Raw genomic sequence first — 17,662 nt, 5'->3', positions numbered from 1 at the left:
AGAGTTCATCCGCCAAAAGAAGCGCCGGGAGAGCCGCCTTGCCACCCCCTTGCCCCTGGTGTATAATCCCGCCGTACCGTCCACAAGGACTCGGTTTTGCGCCGAATGCCCGCCAGAGGCCCCATGAGACTCAATACCAAACTGGTGATGATCATGCTGACGCTGCTCGTCATCGCCGTCGTCACCCTCTTCGTGCTCAACCAGTACAGCCAGAACGAAATGGTGCAGGAGATCCAGGAGAGCTCCTCCTTCGTCTCCCAGGCCATCCAGATGAGCGTCGAGGATCTGACCTCCGAGTTCGAGCCCGACCCGGAGCGTCTTGCCCGCTACATGAAGGCGGCGCGGGTCAAGGGGGTCAAGGAGATCAGCATCATCAGCAACGAGGGTGAGATCATCGACTCGTCCGACCCCTCCAAGGTGGGCAAGAAGCGCGACATCAAGAAGATGGAAAAGGGACTCAGGGCGGCACCCGAATCCCGCCGGGAACGCGCCACAGCCAACCGCTCCTATGAGCTGCTGGTGCCGGTTATCGTCGGCGACCAGCAGCTGGGATACGTCCAGATCAACCTGCTGCTGGACAATATCAGAACCATCCAGCATGAGAACTTCGTGAACCGGGTGGTGGCCACCTCGCTGGTCTTCCTGCTGGGGATCATCTTCACCATTTTCCTGGCAACGCGCTACACGGCGCCCATTAACCGGCTGGCCGCCCAGGTCCGGCGGGTGGCCGACGGCGACCTGACCGTGAGCTTCCCGGTGGCGGGCAGTGACGAGATCGGTGAGTTGGGGCGGAGCTTCAACGAGATGGTTACCAAGCTCCAGGAACGGGAAAATCTTGAAAAACGGCTCTACGAGGCAGAACACCTCTCCAAGGTGGGACAGCTCGCGTCGGGCATCGCCCACGAAATACGCAACCCCCTCAACTACATCAGCCTTGCCGTGGATCATCTCAAGGGCGAATTCGTGGCTGCCTGCCCCGACAAGGGCGAGCGCTTCGTGCCTCTGGCGGAAAAGATCAAGGAAGAGGTGCGGCGGGCCAACTACCTGGTGGTCAACTTCATGAACTACGGCCGGCCGCTGAAGCTGCGCATCGGCGAGGTCTGCTACCGCGAGCTGATCGACCGGGCCCTGCCGCTGCTCCGGGAGCGTCTCGACGAACAGCGGATCGCCGTGGTCACCGACATCCCGCCGGATCTCCCTCCCATACGCGCTGACGGCGAGATGCTCCGCAACTGCGTCTTCAACTTCGTGACCAACGCCATCCAGGCCATGCCGGGGGGCGGGACCATCACCCTCGGCGCCTCCTTTGACCGGGAAACGGAAGCATTCCGTCTTACCTTCGCCGACCAGGGCATCGGCATCCCGCCGGAGGACCTGACGAAAATATTCCAACCCTGGTTCACCAGCAAGGAGGCGGGTATCGGCCTGGGGCTCGCCATCACCGAGCGGATCATCCGCGAGCACGGCGGCGAGATCCTCGTGGAAAGCACGCCGGCGCTGGGCACCACGTTCACCGTCATTCTCCGGGACGGGCGATGACTTCACCGGTAAACACCCTATACTTATGCAGAACGGAGAAACCATGCCCGCAACCATACTGATCGTCGACGATGAACGGGGGCAGCGCGAGATCCTTCAGACCATCCTGGAGGGGGAACGCTACGAAACCGCGACGGCGGCCGGCGGACTGGAGGCCCTGGCCTTGCTGGACGAGCGGGAGTTCGATGTCATCCTCACGGATCTGAAGATGCAGGGGATGTCGGGAATGGAGCTGCTGGAGCGGCTGCTGGCGGCTGACCCGCAGCAGTGCATCATCATGATGACTGCCCACGGCACCGTTGACTCGGCAGTGGAAGCCATGAAAAAAGGGGCCTTTGACTATCTGGAAAAACCCCTGGAGCGGGACACTCTGCTGCTCACCCTGCGGCGGGCGGTAGAGCGGGTCAGGCTGCTGAAGGAGAACCGGGCACTCCACAAAAAGCTGGAGGAGGCGGGCGCCATCCCTGACATCATCGGCGAGCACCCCAAGATGAAAGAGGTCTTCCGGATCGTCACCAAGATCGCGCCGACCGCCTCCACGGTCCTCATCCAGGGCGAATCAGGCACCGGCAAGGAACTGGTGGCCAGCGCCATCCACGAAAGGAGCCCCCGGGCGGACAAGCCCTTTTTCGCCATCAACTGTGCCGCCATCCCCGAAACCCTCATGGAGAGCGAGCTGTTCGGCCACGAGAAGGGCGCCTTCACCGGCGCCAGTTCCCGCGAGATCGGCATCTTCGAGGCCGCGAACGGCGGCACCGTTTTTCTGGACGAAATCGGGGAGATGAGCGTGGCCATGCAGGCGAAACTCCTGCGGGCGATTCAGGCCAAGGAGATCCGGCGGGTGGGGGGCAAGGTCAACATCCCGGTGGATGTCCGGATCATCTCGGCCACCAACCGTGACCTGGAGGCGGAGATCCGCCGGGGCAACTTCCGGGAGGACCTCTTCTATCGCCTCAACGTGATCCGGATCAGCCTTCCGCCGCTGCGGGAACGGGGAAGCGACATAGCCGCCCTGACCGATTTCTTCGTGGCTAAATACCGGCACGATACGGGGGTGAAGGGGCTCTCCCGCGCTGCCCTGAAGCTCCTCATGAACTACAGCTGGCCCGGCAACGTCCGTCAGCTGGAGTCCGTGATCGAGCGGGGCATCCTCATGGCGGAGGGAGAACTGATCGAACCCGGCGACCTGCCGGCGGAGATCGGCGAAGGGATGTCGCCGGGCGGCGGACTCCCCTTCGAGCTTCCCGCCGACGGCATCCAGTTCGAGGAATTGGAAAAGAACCTGATCATCAAGGCCATGGAGCGGGCCGGAGGGGTCATTGCAAAGGCAGCGCCGCTGCTCGGCATGAGCTACAAAACACTCCAGTACCGGCTGGAAAAGTTCGGCATTGCCCGGGACCAGGGGCAGTGAACCGGCTCGGTGCCAGGGACGAAAGTTCCTGGCAGCGAAGAGCAGGACGATAGGGCCTGATAACGGCTGCTGAACCGCAGCAGCTCTGCGGAAGACAAAACCATCACGATACATGACGGGGGATGCATCGACCGGCCGCGGATCAACGGCGCTCGCGGCCCCTTCCCCGGTCCCGGAGGTTTCAATGGACTTCACCAAGAGAATCCACCGTTTCACCGTCGTCCCTTCCCTGTCGGGGGAACTCGCCATCCTCCAGACCCTGGCCTACAATCTCTGGTGGACATGGGAGCCCGATGCGGTGGAACTTTTCAAGCGGCTCGACATCGATCTGTGGCAGCAGACCCGCCACAACCCGGTAGAGATGCTCGGCATCCTCCAGCAGACCACCCTTGAGCGCCTTGTGGCCGACGAGGGCTTCATGGCCCAGCTCAAGCGGGTCGAGGAAAAATACCACGGCTACATGACCGGCAAGACATGGTTCGATCGAACCTGGAACGGCGAACGCCCCCTGCGGGTTGCCTATTTCTCCATGGAGTTCGGTCTCCACGAATCGGTTCCCACCTACTCCGGCGGTCTGGGGGTGCTGGCGGGGGATCATCTCAAGTCAGCCAGCGACCTGGGCATCCCCCTGGTGGGGATCGGCCTCCTCTACCGCCAGGGCTACTTCCGCCAGTATCTCAATATCGAGGGGTGGCAGCAGGAGCTCTACCCTGAGAACGACTTCTACAACCTCCCCCTCAAACTCCAGCGGGACGAGGAAGGGCAACCGGTCACCATCGAGCTCGATCTGGCCGGCCGCAAGGTCCACGTCCAGATATGGAAGGTGCAGGTGGGCCGGATTCCCCTCTATCTCCTGGACACCAACATGGAGGAGAACGACCCTCTGGACCGGGAGATCACGGCCCAGCTCTACGGCGGTGACCAGGACATGCGCATCCGCCAGGAGATTCTGCTGGGCATCGGCGGCATCCGGGCGTTGAACCGCCTCGGCATCGACCCCAATGTCTGCCACATGAACGAGGGGCACGCCGCCTTCCTGGCCCTGGAACGGACGAAACTTCTCATGGAAAAGCACGGCCTACGCTTCCCGGAGGCCATGGAAGCGGTCCGCGCCGGCACAATCTTCACCACCCACACGCCCGTGGACGCGGGCATCGACCACTTCCCCGCCGACCTGCTGGAGCGCTATCTGGGGCGCTACTACCGGTTCCTGGGGCTCTCCCGGGACGAATTCCTCTCCCTGGGACGCCAACTGCCGAAAAATCCGCACGAATCGTTCTGCATGGCGGTACTGGCCCTGCGGCTCGCCAATCACGCCAACGGCGTCAGCCAACTCCACGGCGAGGTCTCGCGCAAGATGTGGAAAAACCTCTGGCCCGAGCTGCCTGACGAGCACATCCCCATCACCTCCGTCACCAATGGCGTCCATACCAAAACCTGGCTCTCGGTGGAGATGGCCGGGCTCCTCACCCGCTACCTCGGCAACCGCTGGCGGGAAGATCCCACCGACCCGCTCCTCTGGAAGCGGGTCGGCAACATCCCCGACTCCGAGCTCTGGCGGACCCACGAACGGTGCCGTGAACGGCTGGTGGTCTTTGCCCGGCGCCGACTCAAGGATCACCTGCGCCAGGTGGGCGCCACGGCCAAGGAGATCGCCCAGGCCGACGAGGTGCTGGACCCGGAAGCCCTGACCATCGGGTTCGCCCGGCGCTTCGCCACCTATAAGCGGGGGACCCTGCTCTTCCGGGACCTGGACCGGCTCGCCCGCATCCTCAATGACGCCGACCGTCCCGTGCAGATCATCTTCTCGGGCAAGGCCCATCCCCACGACGTGGAGGGGAAGGAACTGATCCGCCGCATCTTCCAGCACTCCCTGGAAGCGCGATTCCACAACCGGATCGTGTTCATCGAGGACTACGACATGGCCGTGGCCCGGCACCTGGTTCAGGGGGTCGACGTCTGGCTCAACACCCCCCTGCGCCCCCTGGAGGCCAGCGGCACCAGCGGCATGAAGGTGGCGTTCAACGGCGGCCTCAACATGAGCGTCCTGGACGGCTGGTGGCCCGAGGGATACCGGGGCAACAACGGCTGGGCCATCGGCAAGGGGGAGGTCTACGACGACATCGACTTCCAGAACGAGGTGGAGAGCCGCGCCATCTACGACCTGCTGGAAAAGGAGGTAATTCCCCTCTTCTACGACCGCGGCCCCGACGGCATCCCCCGCGGCTGGCTTGCCTGCATGAAGGCGAGCCTCCAGACCCTGTGCCCGGTCTTCAGCACCGAGCGGATGGTCAAGGAGTATGCCGAGCGGATGTACCTCCCCTCCTTCGAGGAGTGGCGCACCCTGTCCGACGAGGGCCTGGCCCGGGCCGTGGACCTGGCCCGCTGGAAGGGCGAGATGCACCGGTCCTGGCACCAGGTGAGGGTGATTTCTGTGGGGGCCCCCGCCCCCGAGGAGGTGCCCCTGGGCGCACCCATTCCGGTGACGGCCCGTATTGCCCTGGGCGACATCGCCCCGGACCGGGTGATTGTCGAGACCTACTGCGGCGTTCTCGACTCCCGGGGCAACATCGTGGGAGGCGAGCTGATTCCGCTGGACCACGCGGAAGAGGAAGGGGGCGGCTCCCACCGCTTCACAGGTGACATCGAAACCCGGTTCTGCGGCAGGCACGGTTTCATGATCCGGGTCATGCCCCGCCATCCCGAACTGGGACCGGTTTACGAACAGGGGCTGCTCGTCTGGGGCTGAGCGGCAATGGCTTCAGTTCTGCCCGGTTCCGCCGATAAGTAATCCATGATCGTGACCCAGGAAATAGCCCGGATCGCCCAGGCCCTCCTCAAGGATTCGACGTACTCCCTGGTGGAGGCCCGGTGGCAGACCCTGACGCCCCTCAACCTGACCCCGGGCCAGATGGTACAGGCTGAGGTGCTGGCCAACCTGCCGGACAGCCGCTACCTGATCCGGCTGGCAAACCAGCTCCTGCGCATGGAGATCCCCCTCAACCTCCAGCCGGGGCAGACCGTGGAGTTGACCTTTGTCTCCGAAGAGCCGCGCCTCGTCTTCGCCCTGTCCAAGGAGGCAAACTCGGGAGTGCCGGTCCGGATCAGCGACACGGGCCGATGGCTCAATCAGCTGGCCACCTCCAGGAATGACGCGGTCCAGTCCACGCCGCTCCCCCGGCCGTCGATCATTCTGCAGGAGCCGCCACGGGATACGGGCCGGCTGGCTGAAGGGCTGCGCAACGCCCTCACCCGCAGCGGCGTTTTCTATGAATCGCACCTCTCCCAGTGGGTCAAGGGGGAGCGCCCCCTGGCCGATCTCCTCCGGGAGCCCCAGGGGTCCCTCTCACGGCTTGCCGTGGCCACGACCTCCGGCGGCAGCAACACCTCACCCGCTCCGGCAAACGGCGGTGCGCCACCCCAGCAGAACGCCGCGCCCCCGGCGTCCCAGTCGCCGGGAGGACCGCCCGCTGCCGCAACCGATGCGGGGCAAAAGCCCTCCGCAGCCCCGCTACCAGCAGCAAACCAGCCCACGGGCAGTCAACCGGCCGCCGGCGGAGGAGGCAACGCACCCTCAACCGCGCCTGACTCAGCCGCCACGGGCGCTGCCGGCAGCCCCGGCTCGCCGCCGGGCGCCACGCCGGCCACAGGCGATGCACCGCGGGCGGCCCACCAGCCCGGCGCATCGGCACCCTCAGGCACCACGGCACCGGCCGGTGGCACACCCGCCACGGACCAGACGCCTCCACCGTCGCGCCCCGGCGGCAACACCGCCGTTCTCCCGGATGCCGATCCGACTGCGCAGCGGCCCCAAAATCCGGCACCGGACGGGACACGCCCTCCGATGCCCCAGGAGCCCATTCGCCCCGATTCGATGCCGGTCGCCGGCAAGCCGCTCCCCGCCCCCTCTCAACCGGACCAGCCGTCGACCCAGGGGCCGCCCCTCCGGCAGGCGCCCCCTTCCGACCCTGCCGTTCAGAACTCGCCGGCCGGGCCCGGCACCACCATCGCCCCCCAGGCGAAAGGAGAGCGCATTGCCGTTGACCAGCACGCGGCATCCCAGCCCCGTACTCCCATGGCTCTCGCTGCCGATGGCGACGGAGTTGCGGTCGCGGCCCGCTCCGGTGACACGGTGGCTGCGGAACGGGCAGGGGGCTTTCGCAATGTCCCGCTCCCTCCCCAGGGGGGGGTAGAGCCCCAGACCATCCCCATCATCAAGGAACAGCTCACGACTCTGGCCACGGGGCAGTTCGCCTGGAACGGACAGGTCTGGCCCGGCCAGGATATGGAATGGAAGGTGGAGGAGCGCGAGGCCGACGGACGGGGCTCCTCAGCAGAACGGAGCTGGCAGACGGAGGTGGCCATTGACCTGCCCCGGCTGGGATCGGTCCGGGCTACCCTCAGCCTCGGCAGCTCAGGAGTAACGGTCAATCTCGCGGCCCGGAACGAGGAAACCGTAGCGACCATGAAAGAGGGAAGACCGCGCCTCGAAGAGGCACTGGATGCAGCCGGCATCCGCATGACCGGCTTCAGGGTGAGCCATGACGACGAATGACCGGGACCGCAAGGCCGTTGCCCTCAGCTATCGGGAAGGGCATTACGCCCCTCAGGTAGTGGCCAAGGGGTACGGCGTCACCGCAGAGGCCATCATCGCCTGCGCCCGGGAGGCCGGAGTCTACGTCCACCAGTCGCCGGAACTGGTACGCCAGCTCATCCAGGTCGACATTGACTCCTGCATCCCGGCCGATCTCTACCGGGCCGTGGCTGAGCTCCTGGCTTGGCTCTACTGGCTGGAGCACGCGGAAGGCGACTGAAAAGGTAACCTCAGCCGAACTCCACAGTGCCATATTCCGCCGTCATGTCGCCTGTACCTGTTCCCCACTCGTACAATCCTCTCATTTGGGGTTGAACACGAGGCCGAAACCCGCTATCTTTCACCTGTCGTTGTAATGCCAGTTGACAAGAACCGCCGGATTTTCATGGGCCTTCGCACTGTACTCCTTTTCGCAGCGTTCCTCGTCCTGACCGGTTGCACCACCATGGTGCCGCGGGAGCGACTGCCGTATCCCCTCACCGACGACAGCTTCGGCGATCCGGTCAAGGTGGTCACCATCCCCCTGCCCGTCATCGCCACGAGCCCCAACGAAGGGCCCATCCTCGGCGGCCTGACCGCGTTCCTCCTCCACAACGCCCGGGACGAGGTCAACACCCTCATTGCTCCCCAGGTGAACTACAACCAGAACTTCGGCACCACCTTCTCCCTCTACGGAGCATTTTTCCCACTCCCCGAACGCAACTGGGAGTTCAACCTCTCCAAGTCCACCAACGTCAACGAAGACTACGAGGTGCGGCTCCGGGACAAGACCTTCCTCTCCTTGAACGGAAAGCCCCTGGAAACCAACGCCTTCCTTTACTACTTTACCGACGGTTCATCGCGGTTCTACGGCTTCGAGTCGGGCAGCCTGCAGCAGGATGAAACCAACTACGCCAACCGGGAATACGGGATCACCATGGGTGTCGGCTACGACCTGACCGACCATCTCCAGCTCGTTCTGGGCGAACGCTTCCGCAAGGTAGATATCCGGCCGGGAGCCGTGAGCAAAGTTCCCTACATCCGCGACCAGTTCACCACCGCCGAGGTGCCGGGGATCAACGGGTTCACCGCCCATGCCCAGAAAATAGCGCTGATCTACAACACCCTGGACGACCGGACCATGCCGACCGGCGGACTCTATGCCCGCGCCTCCATCGAGGGGAGTGCCGAGCTGCTCGGAAGCGACGCCGGTTACCGCCACTACGAAGTGGAGTTGAAGGGATATTTCCCGCTGGATACGGCCCGTTACATCACCGTGGTACGGGTCGCCTACAACCAGACCCTGGGGAGCGAAGTCCCCTTTCTGGAGCGGAGCATCCTTGGAGGCGAGACCACCTTGCGCGGCTACGGACGCAACCGCTTCGTCGACTCCAGCTACCTTCTCTGCAACCTTGAGGAGCGGATCAGACTTTTCCGCTGGAGCGTCTTTGACGTGAACACCGACTGGGAAGTGGCCCCGTTCATCGATCTGGGAGCGGTCATGGAATCTCTGGACCGGGCCGAAGCAAAAAGCTTCGAGTTCAACCCGGGCATCGGCTTCCGGGCAGTGGTCCGCCCCAACATCGTGGGTCGGGTCGACATCGGATTCGGCAACGAGGGACCGGCGGTCTTCGTGGGTCTGGGGTATCCGTTCTGAGGCAGGCTTCGGCCTGTGAGTGGAAATGGGGGGGCTTACCGGGACAGGCGGGCCCCCTGGCGGGAGTCGCGACGGATGAATTCCTCGTCGATTGCGGCAAGAACCGCCGACTTCTCCAGGGTCCAGGCAGGGGCCACCAGGTGGTCGGCCGGGGCATCCCCCACCAGGCGATGGACGACAATGCGGGGATCGAGCCGCTCCAGAAAATCGCAGACGAGTCCCACGTAGTCATCCCGCCCCAGACAGCCGACCGCCCCCTGACGGTACATGACTTCCAGCGGCGTATCCTTCATCACGTGGAGATGGTGGAGCTTCACCCCGTCGATACCGACCCCGTTGAGCATCATCGCCGTTTCGAGCATGTCCGCGTCGGTCTCTCCCGGCAACCCGAGAATCACGTGGGCGCAGAGCCTGATTCCCCGGCGGCGGCAACGGTCCGCGGCATCCTGGAACGATGCCGCGTCGTGGCCACGGTTGAGGAGGGCCAGCGTCCGGTCGTGGGATGTCTGCAACCCAAGTTCGAGCCAGAAGTAGGTTGAACGGGCATACCCGGCCAGGAGATCGATGACCTCCGGAGGGAGACAGTCGGGACGGGTGCCGACAATGAGCCCGGCCACGCCGGGGACCGACAGGGCCTCGTCGTAGAGACGCCGGAGCTGTTCCACCGGGGCATAGGTGTTGGAGTAGGACTGGAAATAGGCAAGGAATTTCCCCGCCCCGCAGCGCCGTGAGAGGTACGTCATGCCGTGGGCAAGCTGATCGGCCACCCCCAGTTCCGGCCTGATGCCGAAGGAGCCCGAGCCCCGGCCGCCACAGAAGATGCAGCCGCCGAGCCCCGTGGTGCCGTCCCGGTTGGGACAGGTGAAGCCGGCATCAACCGACACCCGCTGCACCCGGCAGCCGAAGACACGGCGAAGCTCGGCGGAAAAAGCGTTGTAGCGCCGGTCCGTCACCGGACCACCTCGAACGTTTTCAGCTTGCCGTTCCAGGTGTATCCCGCACCGGTCCAGATGGTCTCGATGGTCTTCCAGTCGAGCCCGAGCCCCTTCATCTCTTCGGTGAGATAGTAAGCGGGCATGATCTCGTTGTCATCGATGCGGCCGTCGCCGTTCACATCGGCCCAGTGAATGCCGGCCACGGTCACCCGCGCCGCGCCTCCCACCGGTTCGCGCCGGGTGCCTCCTTCGTCGGAGCGAACCACCTCGCCGCCGAAATCGACAGCCGTCTTGAGGGGGATCTCACGGGGCGAAAGCAGGGTATAGGAAATCGTCATGGCTCCCGCTCCGGCGGGGATGAGCCACTTGATCTCCCGTGTCCCCGCCTCGCCGGTCACCGGCGGAGTGGCGCTCACGAACCGCCAGCCGGCCGGAATGCGCTCCTTGAGAATGAAGCCGCTCCCGCCTTCTTCCGGCCGCTCCACCTTCACCCGAACCGGCAGGATCTGGCCCGGCGCACTGTAGGGGGGCAGAGTCCGCTCTGCCTTCAGCCCCGGTGCAGTCCCCCGGAAAAGCACGATACCCAGAATCGACGCTCCCGCCAGGAGCAGGATAACAGCCGGCAGGAGCCGGCGGCGCGGCAAGGGAGGCTCCGTCTGGTTCTCGTCCGGAATTTCCTCCGTAGCCTCCTCCCGCCGGAGGATATCCTCCAGGGATACCTCCAGGGCCTGAGCCAGCTTTTCGGCATTGTCCCGCTTCACCGACGGGTAGCGGTTGTTCTCCCACCGGGAGATGGTATCGGTCGTCACCCCCACTACGCTGGCCACGTAGAGCTGGGTGAGCCGTTTGGCCTCCCGGATCCGGCGGATGGTTGCCCCATCGATGGCCACAATGGGGGTCGGTGTCCTGTCGCTGTGTTCGGCAAGGTTATCCATAGGCTGCTATTGTAACAGGTTTTGCGCCGGCAAAGAACCCCATGGCGAGAAGGTCCTCTCCACGGAACACTGGCGGCGATTCCGCCCCGGCTCGCACAACGTCGAACTCACCTGCAAAGGAGTGTGACCATGAGATTCATTCCAGCAACTGCGGCTCTCCTCATCATCCTGACAGGCTCTGCCGGCGCCATCGACAGAATCACCTATCCGACCCGGATCGGGGCCGTGGTATTTCCCCACAAAAAGCACCAGGACGCCCTGGGCGAATGCCGCGGCTGCCACGAGAAGGGGCCGGGCAGGATCGACGGGTTCGACAAGGTCATGGCCCACGGCAAGGGGTGCAAAGGATGTCACGAAGAGATGAGGATGGGGCCGACCCGTTGCGGCGATTGCCACAAGGGTGGCTTAACCCCTTGATTCCACCGACACGTCATGCCCGCCGCAGACCCGACATCGGGTGACATGGCGATAGATGTCGATGGCGGACAGCGGTGCCGACCTCCTACACTGGGACCATGCGATTTCGCACACACACCCGAAAGGAGAATCACCATGAAAAGACTGATCGCATCCCTGGCCCTCACCCTCTTCGCCGCCGGCGCCGCCCTGGCCGCCGACACCATGACCTTCACCGCCAAGAACGGTAACGTGACCTTTGATCACAAAAAACACCAGGCCGCTGTGCCCGACTGTGCCGTGTGCCACGGCAAGACGCCGGGCAAGATCGAAGGGTTCGGCAAGGAGATGGCCCACGGCAAGTCCTGCAAAGGGTGTCACGAAGAGATGAAGAAGGGCCCCACCAAGTGCGGTGAGTGCCACAAGAAGTAATCCGGCACCGGCATACCCCGGCATGTGCGAAAAAGGGCGGAGCGATCCGCCCTTTTTCGTGCGAATCCCCTTGCCCCCGCCTCCCCCGCTCCGGTATCCTCACGGCAATGAAACGTTACTTTTCGGAACAGACCATCCTCGACCTGCGCGCGGCCATCACCGACGCCGGGGGCAACGAGGTTTTCTTTCTGGGGCGCACGGACGAGAACCTCCTCGTTGTGGAGGTGGAGCCCCTTGCCCGGGGCAACCGGGACGCCGTGGCCGCCATCATGATTGCCACCAGCTTCGGCGACGTGGTCATCCACAACCATCCCTCCGGCGTTCTCACCCCCTCCCAGGCCGACGTGGAGATCGCCTCGCTCCTGGGAAACCAGGGGGTGGGCTTCTCAATCATCGACAACCGGGCCGAGAACTGTTACCAAGTGGTTCCCCCCTTTGCCCGGCGGGAAACCCAAAGGCTGTCGTTCCCGGAGATCGAGCGGATCTTCGCGCCGGCCGGTGTCCTCGCCGGCAACCTCCCCGGCTATGAGTACCGGGACGAACAGCTCAGGATGGCGTTCCGCGTCACCGAGGCCTTCAACGACGACCGGGTGGCGATCATTGAGGCTGGCACGGGCACGGGCAAGTCGCTGGCCTACCTGGTCCCCGCCGTTCTCTGGGCCATCCGCAACCAGGAGCGTGTGGTGGTTTCCACCAACACGATCAACCTTCAGGAACAGCTGACCCGCAAGGACATCCCATTTCTCCAGCAGCACGCGGGCATCTCCTTCAGAGCCGTGCTCGTAAAGGGACGCTCCAACTACCTTTGCCGCCGCAAACTGGCTGCCGTCAAGGCCGAGCCCTCGCTCTTCGCCGACGACCCCACCGCCGGCGAGTTGGAGGCCATCATCGCCTGGAGCGAGACCACCGGGGAGGGGTGCCGGAGCGATCTCTCCATCATTCCCAAGGAGGAGGCGTGGGAGGAAGTCGCCTGCGAGGCCGACCAGTGCGGCCGGGTCCGCTGCCCCTTCTACGCCCGCTGCTTCTTCTACTCCGCCCGCCGTCAGGCAGCCAGCGCCGACGTCCTGGTGGTCAACCACTCACTCCTCATGGCCGATCTGGCCCTGCGCCAGGAGGCCGGCTACCGCTCCACCGCCATCCTCCCCCCTTTCGAACGGCTCATCGTGGACGAGGGGCACCATTTGGAGGACGTGGCCACGGGCCACCTGTCGGCCCAGGTCTCCCGCACGGGACTGCTGAAACTCCTGGGAAGGCTCCAGAACCCGCGCAAGCCCCAACGCGGACTCCTGCCCCAGTTCTCGGCGGGGCTTGCCCGGGAGATGCCCGAAGCCCTCGACGAACTCTACCGGGAACTGGCCGAACGGATCGACGGCACCCTCCTCCCCCGCCGGCAGCAGTTGGCCGACGGCGTCACTCGCGCCATGGACGCCATCGGGATCGCCCTCGTGGGGCACCTGTCGGAACGGGGGGGCGCGGCCGGTGAGCGGAAACTGCGGGTGACGCCGTCGCTCTTCGGCAGCCGGCTCTGGCGGGTGGTGGACGACGAGGTGCGGGAACTGACTGCGGACCTGAACGACTACGTGCGGGAGCTGAAAGGAGTCCTCACGGCCTGTGTGCGTCTTCCAGAGGAGGTACGGGAAAAGCTTGCCGGGCTCCTCATTGACCTCCGGGGAATCACCGGCAGGCTCGAAGCCGTGGCCGGCGACCTCCTCTTCTTCATCGGCCGCGAGGGAGAAGTCTGCCGCTGGTTTGAGGTGAAGCGGGGCAAGAACGGCATGGTCGTGCGACTTTGCTCGTCTCCTCTGGAGGTTGCGGCATCCCTCAAGCGGACTCTCTTCGACGCCTTCCGGACCGTGATCGTCACCTCCGCCACCCTGGCGGTGGGAGAACGGTTCGACTATCTGGCCGGACGGACCGGCATCGCCCTCCTGAAACAGGACCGGGTCACCGAACTCCTCCTGGCATCCCCCTTCGACTACGAGCACCAGGCCTTCGTGGGCATCCCCGCCGACATTCCGGAACCTGCCTCGCGCGGCTTCCAGGAGGCCCTGGAACTGGCCCTTCATCAGGGGCTGGCCATCTCGGAGGGACACGCCTTTGTCCTCTTCACCTCCTACGATCTGCTGGCAAAACTTTTCGGCAGGATGGCCGAAACATTGAAGCGGCGGGGCCTCACCCCCCTGCGCCAGGGAGAGGTCAACCGGCACCACCTCCTGGCCCGGTTCAAGCAGGAGCCCAACGCCGTGCTCTTCGGCACCGACTCCTTCTGGGAAGGGGTAGACGTCCAGGGGAAAGCTCTGGAACTGGTGGCGCTCACACGGCTCCCCTTCAGGGTCCCCACGGAACCGGTCCTGGAGGCCAGGGCCGAACACATCGCCGCCGGCGGGGGCGATCCCTTCATGGAATACACGGTTCCCCAGGCGGTCATCAAGTTCAAGCAGGGATTCGGACGGCTGATCAGAAGCAGGGAGGACCGGGGTGCGGTCCTCATCCTCGACAGCCGGGTCCTGACGAAAAACTACGGCGGGCACTTCCTCCGGTCACTGCCGCCCGTGCGTCTCGTGACCGGCTCTTCAGCGGAAGTCTTCGGGGCCATGACGGAGTTTTTCACGGCCTCTCCTTCGCAGTAGTGTAAGGTTCCCTCAGCTCTTGGCGCGCATGAGCCGTTTGGCGACCGTGTTGAAACACTGAAAGTAGGCCAGGTATGAGAGGAGGAAGACGGCAAGTATGGAGAACTGGATCTGGGGCGCGCCGGGAGCCCTCAGGATGAACGTGAAAAAAAAGATGATCAGCGCCCCCTTAAGGATGTCACTGAACACCCTCTTGCGGCGCAGGGCCTGCACCTCGTCGGCGGTTAGCCCCGTGACGGCCGATGCCACCTCACGCTCCGCATCCGATGCCGCAAGCTTGTACACGGGATAAAAAAGGATCAGCTGGAGCACCACGACCCTGATGACACTATTCATGAAGACCTGGGACGGAACCTTGCCGAGAAGCACAGAAGTAGTGCCGACAAGGAGAATCAACAGAAAGGCCTGAACAAATACGTGAATAATCGTCAGCCTGCGCAGTCGTGTAAAATCAAACACCTGTGCCATGACAACTCCTTGATGTGAAGTAATCGCCGTTGTTGGCAAGTGGTATACACCTTACCAAATAAAATATCGTTTTACAACTCAGTTGAGCAGATGGAAGACAGGAAAGGTCCCGGGAGGCTGTGGAGCCCTGTCCCCGCGGTACGGCACTGCACGCCCCAGGTGGCGCTGGCTTTTCCCCAAGGCCTGTGCTAATAGGTCGGATAAACACATGATTACGCATTCCACACCATCATGACAGAGGGAGGACACATGACTTCAAGGACTTTACTGGTGGGCGCGCTCCTCGTGGCATTGGCAGCCGGCGTATCTCGGGCGGAAGAAATCAACCCCGTGGTGGGGAAAGCGGGCGAGTTCACCCTTCGGGAGGCGGACCTGGATCGGTTTATCGATGCCCTGCCGGCCGAAGCACAGCAGCAGCTCCGAAAAAATCCGGAGCAGCGGTCCCTTCTGGCCCGGGAAATCCTGCAGACCCGTGCCATCGCCATGAAAGCCAGAAAAGACGGCTTCGACCGCAAGCCTGAGGTGAGGGAGCGGCTCGGCTATTTTGTGGACGATTTCCTGGCCCGCGAATACCTGACCAAGGTCGTCATTGCCGGCGTGAAGGTGTCCGACGCAGAACTGCGAGCCTATTACCAGGAGCATGCCAAAGACTTTGTCATGCCTGAGCAGGCCATAGTCCGGCACATCTTCATCGGAATCGCCGACGCTGCCGACAGCCAGGCCAAGACGGCGGCCAGGTCAAAGGCAGAAGGGGTGCTTGAACGGCTGAAGAAGGGTGAAGACTTTGCCGCCGTGGCCGCAGAGGCATCCGAGGACACCGAGTCGGCAAAAGAAGGCGGCCTGCTCGGCGCCATCACTCCCGGACAAACCAATTCCGAGGAATTCGAGAAGGCGGTGTTCGCCCTCAAGGCCGGCGAGATGAGTGGACTCGTTGAGAGCCCTTTCGGCTATCACATCGTCAAGGTAGATGAACGGAAGGAGAAAAGGGCTCTCCCCTTCGACGAGGTGAAGGATGCCCTGCGCACCAAACTGCAGGAGGAGGCGGAGCAGAGAAAACTGAGGGAATTTGTCGACGAGGTCGCCAAGCAGGCGGAGTTGGAGCTGCCCGCCGGCACGGAGAAGCAGTCAGGCGAGGGGAAATAGCCGCAGCAAGGCATCGAATTAGACCTGGCCGGCATCAAAAAACGGCGCACTGCTCAGGCAGCGCGCCGTTTTCCTTTTCAGGGGAGCAACAGGTCAGCGTTTTTTCATGCCGCAGTCGATAACCGCCACAACCCGACGGTTCTTGAACCGTCCTTCTTCAGTTGCGTTGTCGGCGATCGGCTTGGACTCGCCGAAACCCTTGGCCGAGAGGCGCTTGGCGCTGATACCGAACTTGTCGACCAGATACTTCATGACCGCCTTGGCACGCCGCTCCGAAAGTTTCTGGTTGTAGGCATCGCTCCCGACGCTGTCGGTGTGCCCTTCAATGACGGCGGTCGCCTCGGGGTACTCCTTCAGGAAGTCGGCGGCCTTCTTGATCTCGTCATTGTACTGAGGCTTGACCACGGCCTTGTCGGTGTCGAACTGAACGCCGAGAGTGATGCAGATACGCTCGGGGCACCCTTTTGCGTCGACCGCCAGGTCCTTGGGCGTGTCGGGGCACTTGTCCAGATAGTCATAGACGCCGTCGCCGTCAGTGTCGAGCGGACAACCGACGCTGTCCACCTTCACGCCGGCAGGGGTGCCGGGGCACTTGTCCAGGTAATCGTAAACGCCGTCCTTGTCCGTATCGAGGGGACAACCGACACTATCGACCTTCACGCCCGCAGGGGTATCGGGGCACTTGTCCAAGTCATCGATGACCCCGTCGCCGTCCGTATCCTTGGGAGCAGGAGGCGGAGGAGGCGGTGCAATCTCTTTCTTGGGCACGGGAGCCGGAGGAGGCGGCTCGACGGCCTTGGGCGGCTCGGGAGGCGCAGCAACCTTGGCCGGCGCGGGGCGCTCACCGCCAAAGAGGTAGTTGAGTCCCACCGTGTACTCAAAATTGTGGTTTTCGGGGCCGAGCATGTAGATGTGCCGCACGTCGCCACGAAGTGCGAAATTGTCGGTCAGGAAGTATTTGAGGCCGCCGCCGTAGTTCACATACTGCTCGTGCTCGTCGCTCACCCCTTCGGAGTGATCGATGGTGGATGCGCCGCCGCCTACGGCGAGGAACGGCACCAGAGCGCTGTCCGGCATGAAGTTATAGAGGACGTCGAGACCGTAACGGTAAGCATCCGCGTCATTTCCCTGCCCCCTGCTCTGCTTGGTGGGGACATAACCGAAGAGCAGTTCAGCGGCCCAGTTCTTGTCCAGGTTGTAGCCGCCTCTCAGGCCGAAAGTCGGACGGGTTTTCAGGTGTTGTGCGCCGTCAAACGTGTAGCCGCCCACAAAGGGAGAGATGTACCCTGCTCCGCTCCTGTTTTCGGCGAGTGTTGGCGCGGCCGTGACGGCTATCGCGGCCAAGGCAAGCAGTCCGGGCACGATTCGTTGCTTCATTGATGACCTCCTTTGAGTAGTAGATGCTGCGTGACGGCTCACTGCCCGCGCCGGAACGACACAGCCCTGAACCGTACAGTCGCTGCTCATGACATGGTGATGTGACTCTGTTCATTGATTGGGCACAATTATACGCCACGAGGGGTCAATGTCAACCGACAGGCGG

At 63.7% G+C, this 17,662-nt stretch carries 14 protein-coding genes; 10 read left to right on the top strand and 4 right to left on the bottom strand.

Annotated elements, in window-relative coordinates; genetic code table 11:
- The first annotated feature begins 123 nt into the window (after positions 1–123).
- From AABA48_RS16435 to AABA48_RS16410, 6 genes are all read left to right on the top strand, one after another.
- Complete coding sequence (locus tag AABA48_RS16435) at positions 124–1,539, top strand: sensor histidine kinase (RefSeq protein WP_286351346.1); 1,416 nt, start codon at positions 124–126, stop codon at positions 1,537–1,539.
- A 43-nt stretch (positions 1,540–1,582) separates the two neighbouring features.
- Complete coding sequence (locus tag AABA48_RS16430) at positions 1,583–2,950, top strand: sigma-54-dependent transcriptional regulator (RefSeq protein ID WP_286351345.1); 1,368 nt, start codon at positions 1,583–1,585, stop codon at positions 2,948–2,950.
- 184 nt (positions 2,951–3,134) lie between these two features.
- Positions 3,135–5,699, top strand: coding sequence for a glycosyltransferase family 1 protein (locus AABA48_RS16425; RefSeq protein ID WP_286351344.1), 2,565 nt, complete (start codon positions 3,135–3,137; stop codon positions 5,697–5,699).
- Between the two features lie 45 nt (positions 5,700–5,744).
- The gene (locus AABA48_RS16420; RefSeq protein WP_286351343.1) at positions 5,745–7,505 is read left to right on the top strand and encodes a flagellar hook-length control protein FliK; all 1,761 of its coding nucleotides are present in this window, start codon (positions 5,745–5,747) and stop codon (positions 7,503–7,505) included.
- Positions 7,492–7,764 (top strand): EscU/YscU/HrcU family type III secretion system export apparatus switch protein, encoded by a 273-nt coding sequence (locus tag AABA48_RS16415; protein ID WP_010941037.1) that lies wholly within the window; start codon positions 7,492–7,494, stop codon positions 7,762–7,764. Before AABA48_RS16420 ends, AABA48_RS16415 begins: the two co-directional genes overlap by 14 nt.
- Before the next feature lie 165 nt (positions 7,765–7,929).
- Entirely contained in the window at positions 7,930–9,180 is a 1,251-nt protein-coding gene (locus AABA48_RS16410) for a BamA/TamA family outer membrane protein (protein WP_286351342.1), read from the top strand.
- Positions 9,181–9,215: 35 nt separating this feature from the next.
- On the opposite strand, the gene AABA48_RS16405 is transcribed toward AABA48_RS16410, so the two are convergent.
- Entirely contained in the window at positions 9,216–10,133 is a 918-nt protein-coding gene (locus AABA48_RS16405; RefSeq protein WP_286351341.1) for a TIGR01212 family radical SAM protein, read from the bottom strand.
- Positions 10,130–11,050 (bottom strand): helix-turn-helix domain-containing protein, encoded by a 921-nt coding sequence (locus AABA48_RS16400; protein ID WP_286351340.1) that lies wholly within the window; start codon positions 11,048–11,050, stop codon positions 10,130–10,132. Before AABA48_RS16400 ends, AABA48_RS16405 begins: the two co-directional genes overlap by 4 nt.
- A 129-nt stretch (positions 11,051–11,179) precedes the next feature.
- On the opposite strand from AABA48_RS16400, the gene AABA48_RS16395 reads away from it, so the two are divergent.
- The 3 genes from AABA48_RS16395 (at position 11,180) to AABA48_RS16385 (ending at position 14,508) form a co-directional block, all read left to right on the top strand.
- On the top strand, positions 11,180–11,467 hold the full coding sequence (locus AABA48_RS16395) for a cytochrome c3 family protein (RefSeq protein WP_286351339.1): 288 nt from the start codon (positions 11,180–11,182) through the stop codon (positions 11,465–11,467).
- A 135-nt stretch (positions 11,468–11,602) separates the two neighbouring features.
- A complete protein-coding gene (locus AABA48_RS16390; protein WP_286351338.1) occupies positions 11,603–11,878 on the top strand; it encodes a cytochrome c7 in 276 nt (91 codons plus the stop codon).
- 107 nt (positions 11,879–11,985) lie between these two features.
- Positions 11,986–14,508 (top strand): helicase C-terminal domain-containing protein, encoded by a 2,523-nt coding sequence (locus AABA48_RS16385; RefSeq protein WP_286351337.1) that lies wholly within the window; start codon positions 11,986–11,988, stop codon positions 14,506–14,508.
- Between the two features lie 12 nt (positions 14,509–14,520).
- Here AABA48_RS16385 and AABA48_RS16380 read toward each other — a convergent pair whose 3' ends face one another.
- The gene (locus AABA48_RS16380) at positions 14,521–14,976 is read right to left on the bottom strand and encodes a hypothetical protein (protein WP_286351336.1); all 456 of its coding nucleotides are present in this window, start codon (positions 14,974–14,976) and stop codon (positions 14,521–14,523) included.
- Between the two features lie 249 nt (positions 14,977–15,225).
- Here AABA48_RS16380 and AABA48_RS16375 point away from each other — a divergent pair, with 249 nt between their 5' ends.
- Entirely contained in the window at positions 15,226–16,119 is an 894-nt protein-coding gene (locus AABA48_RS16375) for a peptidylprolyl isomerase (RefSeq protein WP_286351335.1), read from the top strand.
- A 93-nt stretch (positions 16,120–16,212) separates the two neighbouring features.
- Here AABA48_RS16375 and AABA48_RS16370 read toward each other — a convergent pair whose 3' ends face one another.
- On the bottom strand, positions 16,213–17,496 hold the full coding sequence (locus AABA48_RS16370; protein ID WP_286351334.1) for an OmpA family protein: 1,284 nt from the start codon (positions 17,494–17,496) through the stop codon (positions 16,213–16,215).
- Positions 17,497–17,662 lie beyond the last annotated feature (166 nt).

The sequence above is a fragment of the Geobacter sp. 60473 genome, from assembly GCF_036323535.1.
In the GTDB taxonomy this organism is placed as follows: Bacteria; Desulfobacterota; Desulfuromonadia; order Geobacterales; family Geobacteraceae; genus Geobacter; species Geobacter sulfurreducens.
This window is presented reverse-complemented; position numbering and strand designations above follow the sequence as displayed.

Coding starts and splice junctions, on each gene's coding strand:
- AABA48_RS16370 (WP_286351334.1), bottom strand. CDS start 17,496: ATGAAGCAACGAATCGTGCCCGGACTGCTTGCCTTGGCCGCGATAGCC.
- AABA48_RS16390 (WP_286351338.1), top strand. CDS start 11,603: ATGAAAAGACTGATCGCATCCCTGGCCCTCACCCTCTTCGCCGCCGGC.
- AABA48_RS16380 (WP_286351336.1), bottom strand. CDS start 14,976: ATGGCACAGGTGTTTGATTTTACACGACTGCGCAGGCTGACGATTATT.
- AABA48_RS16435 (WP_286351346.1), top strand. CDS start 124: ATGAGACTCAATACCAAACTGGTGATGATCATGCTGACGCTGCTCGTC.
- AABA48_RS16430 (WP_286351345.1), top strand. CDS start 1,583: ATGCCCGCAACCATACTGATCGTCGACGATGAACGGGGGCAGCGCGAG.
- AABA48_RS16375 (WP_286351335.1), top strand. CDS start 15,226: ATGACTTCAAGGACTTTACTGGTGGGCGCGCTCCTCGTGGCATTGGCA.
- AABA48_RS16400 (WP_286351340.1), bottom strand. CDS start 11,050: ATGGATAACCTTGCCGAACACAGCGACAGGACACCGACCCCCATTGTG.
- AABA48_RS16415 (WP_010941037.1), top strand. CDS start 7,492: ATGACGACGAATGACCGGGACCGCAAGGCCGTTGCCCTCAGCTATCGG.
- AABA48_RS16410 (WP_286351342.1), top strand. CDS start 7,930: ATGGGCCTTCGCACTGTACTCCTTTTCGCAGCGTTCCTCGTCCTGACC.
- AABA48_RS16385 (WP_286351337.1), top strand. CDS start 11,986: ATGAAACGTTACTTTTCGGAACAGACCATCCTCGACCTGCGCGCGGCC.
- AABA48_RS16425 (WP_286351344.1), top strand. CDS start 3,135: ATGGACTTCACCAAGAGAATCCACCGTTTCACCGTCGTCCCTTCCCTG.
- AABA48_RS16395 (WP_286351339.1), top strand. CDS start 11,180: ATGAGATTCATTCCAGCAACTGCGGCTCTCCTCATCATCCTGACAGGC.
- AABA48_RS16420 (WP_286351343.1), top strand. CDS start 5,745: ATGATCGTGACCCAGGAAATAGCCCGGATCGCCCAGGCCCTCCTCAAG.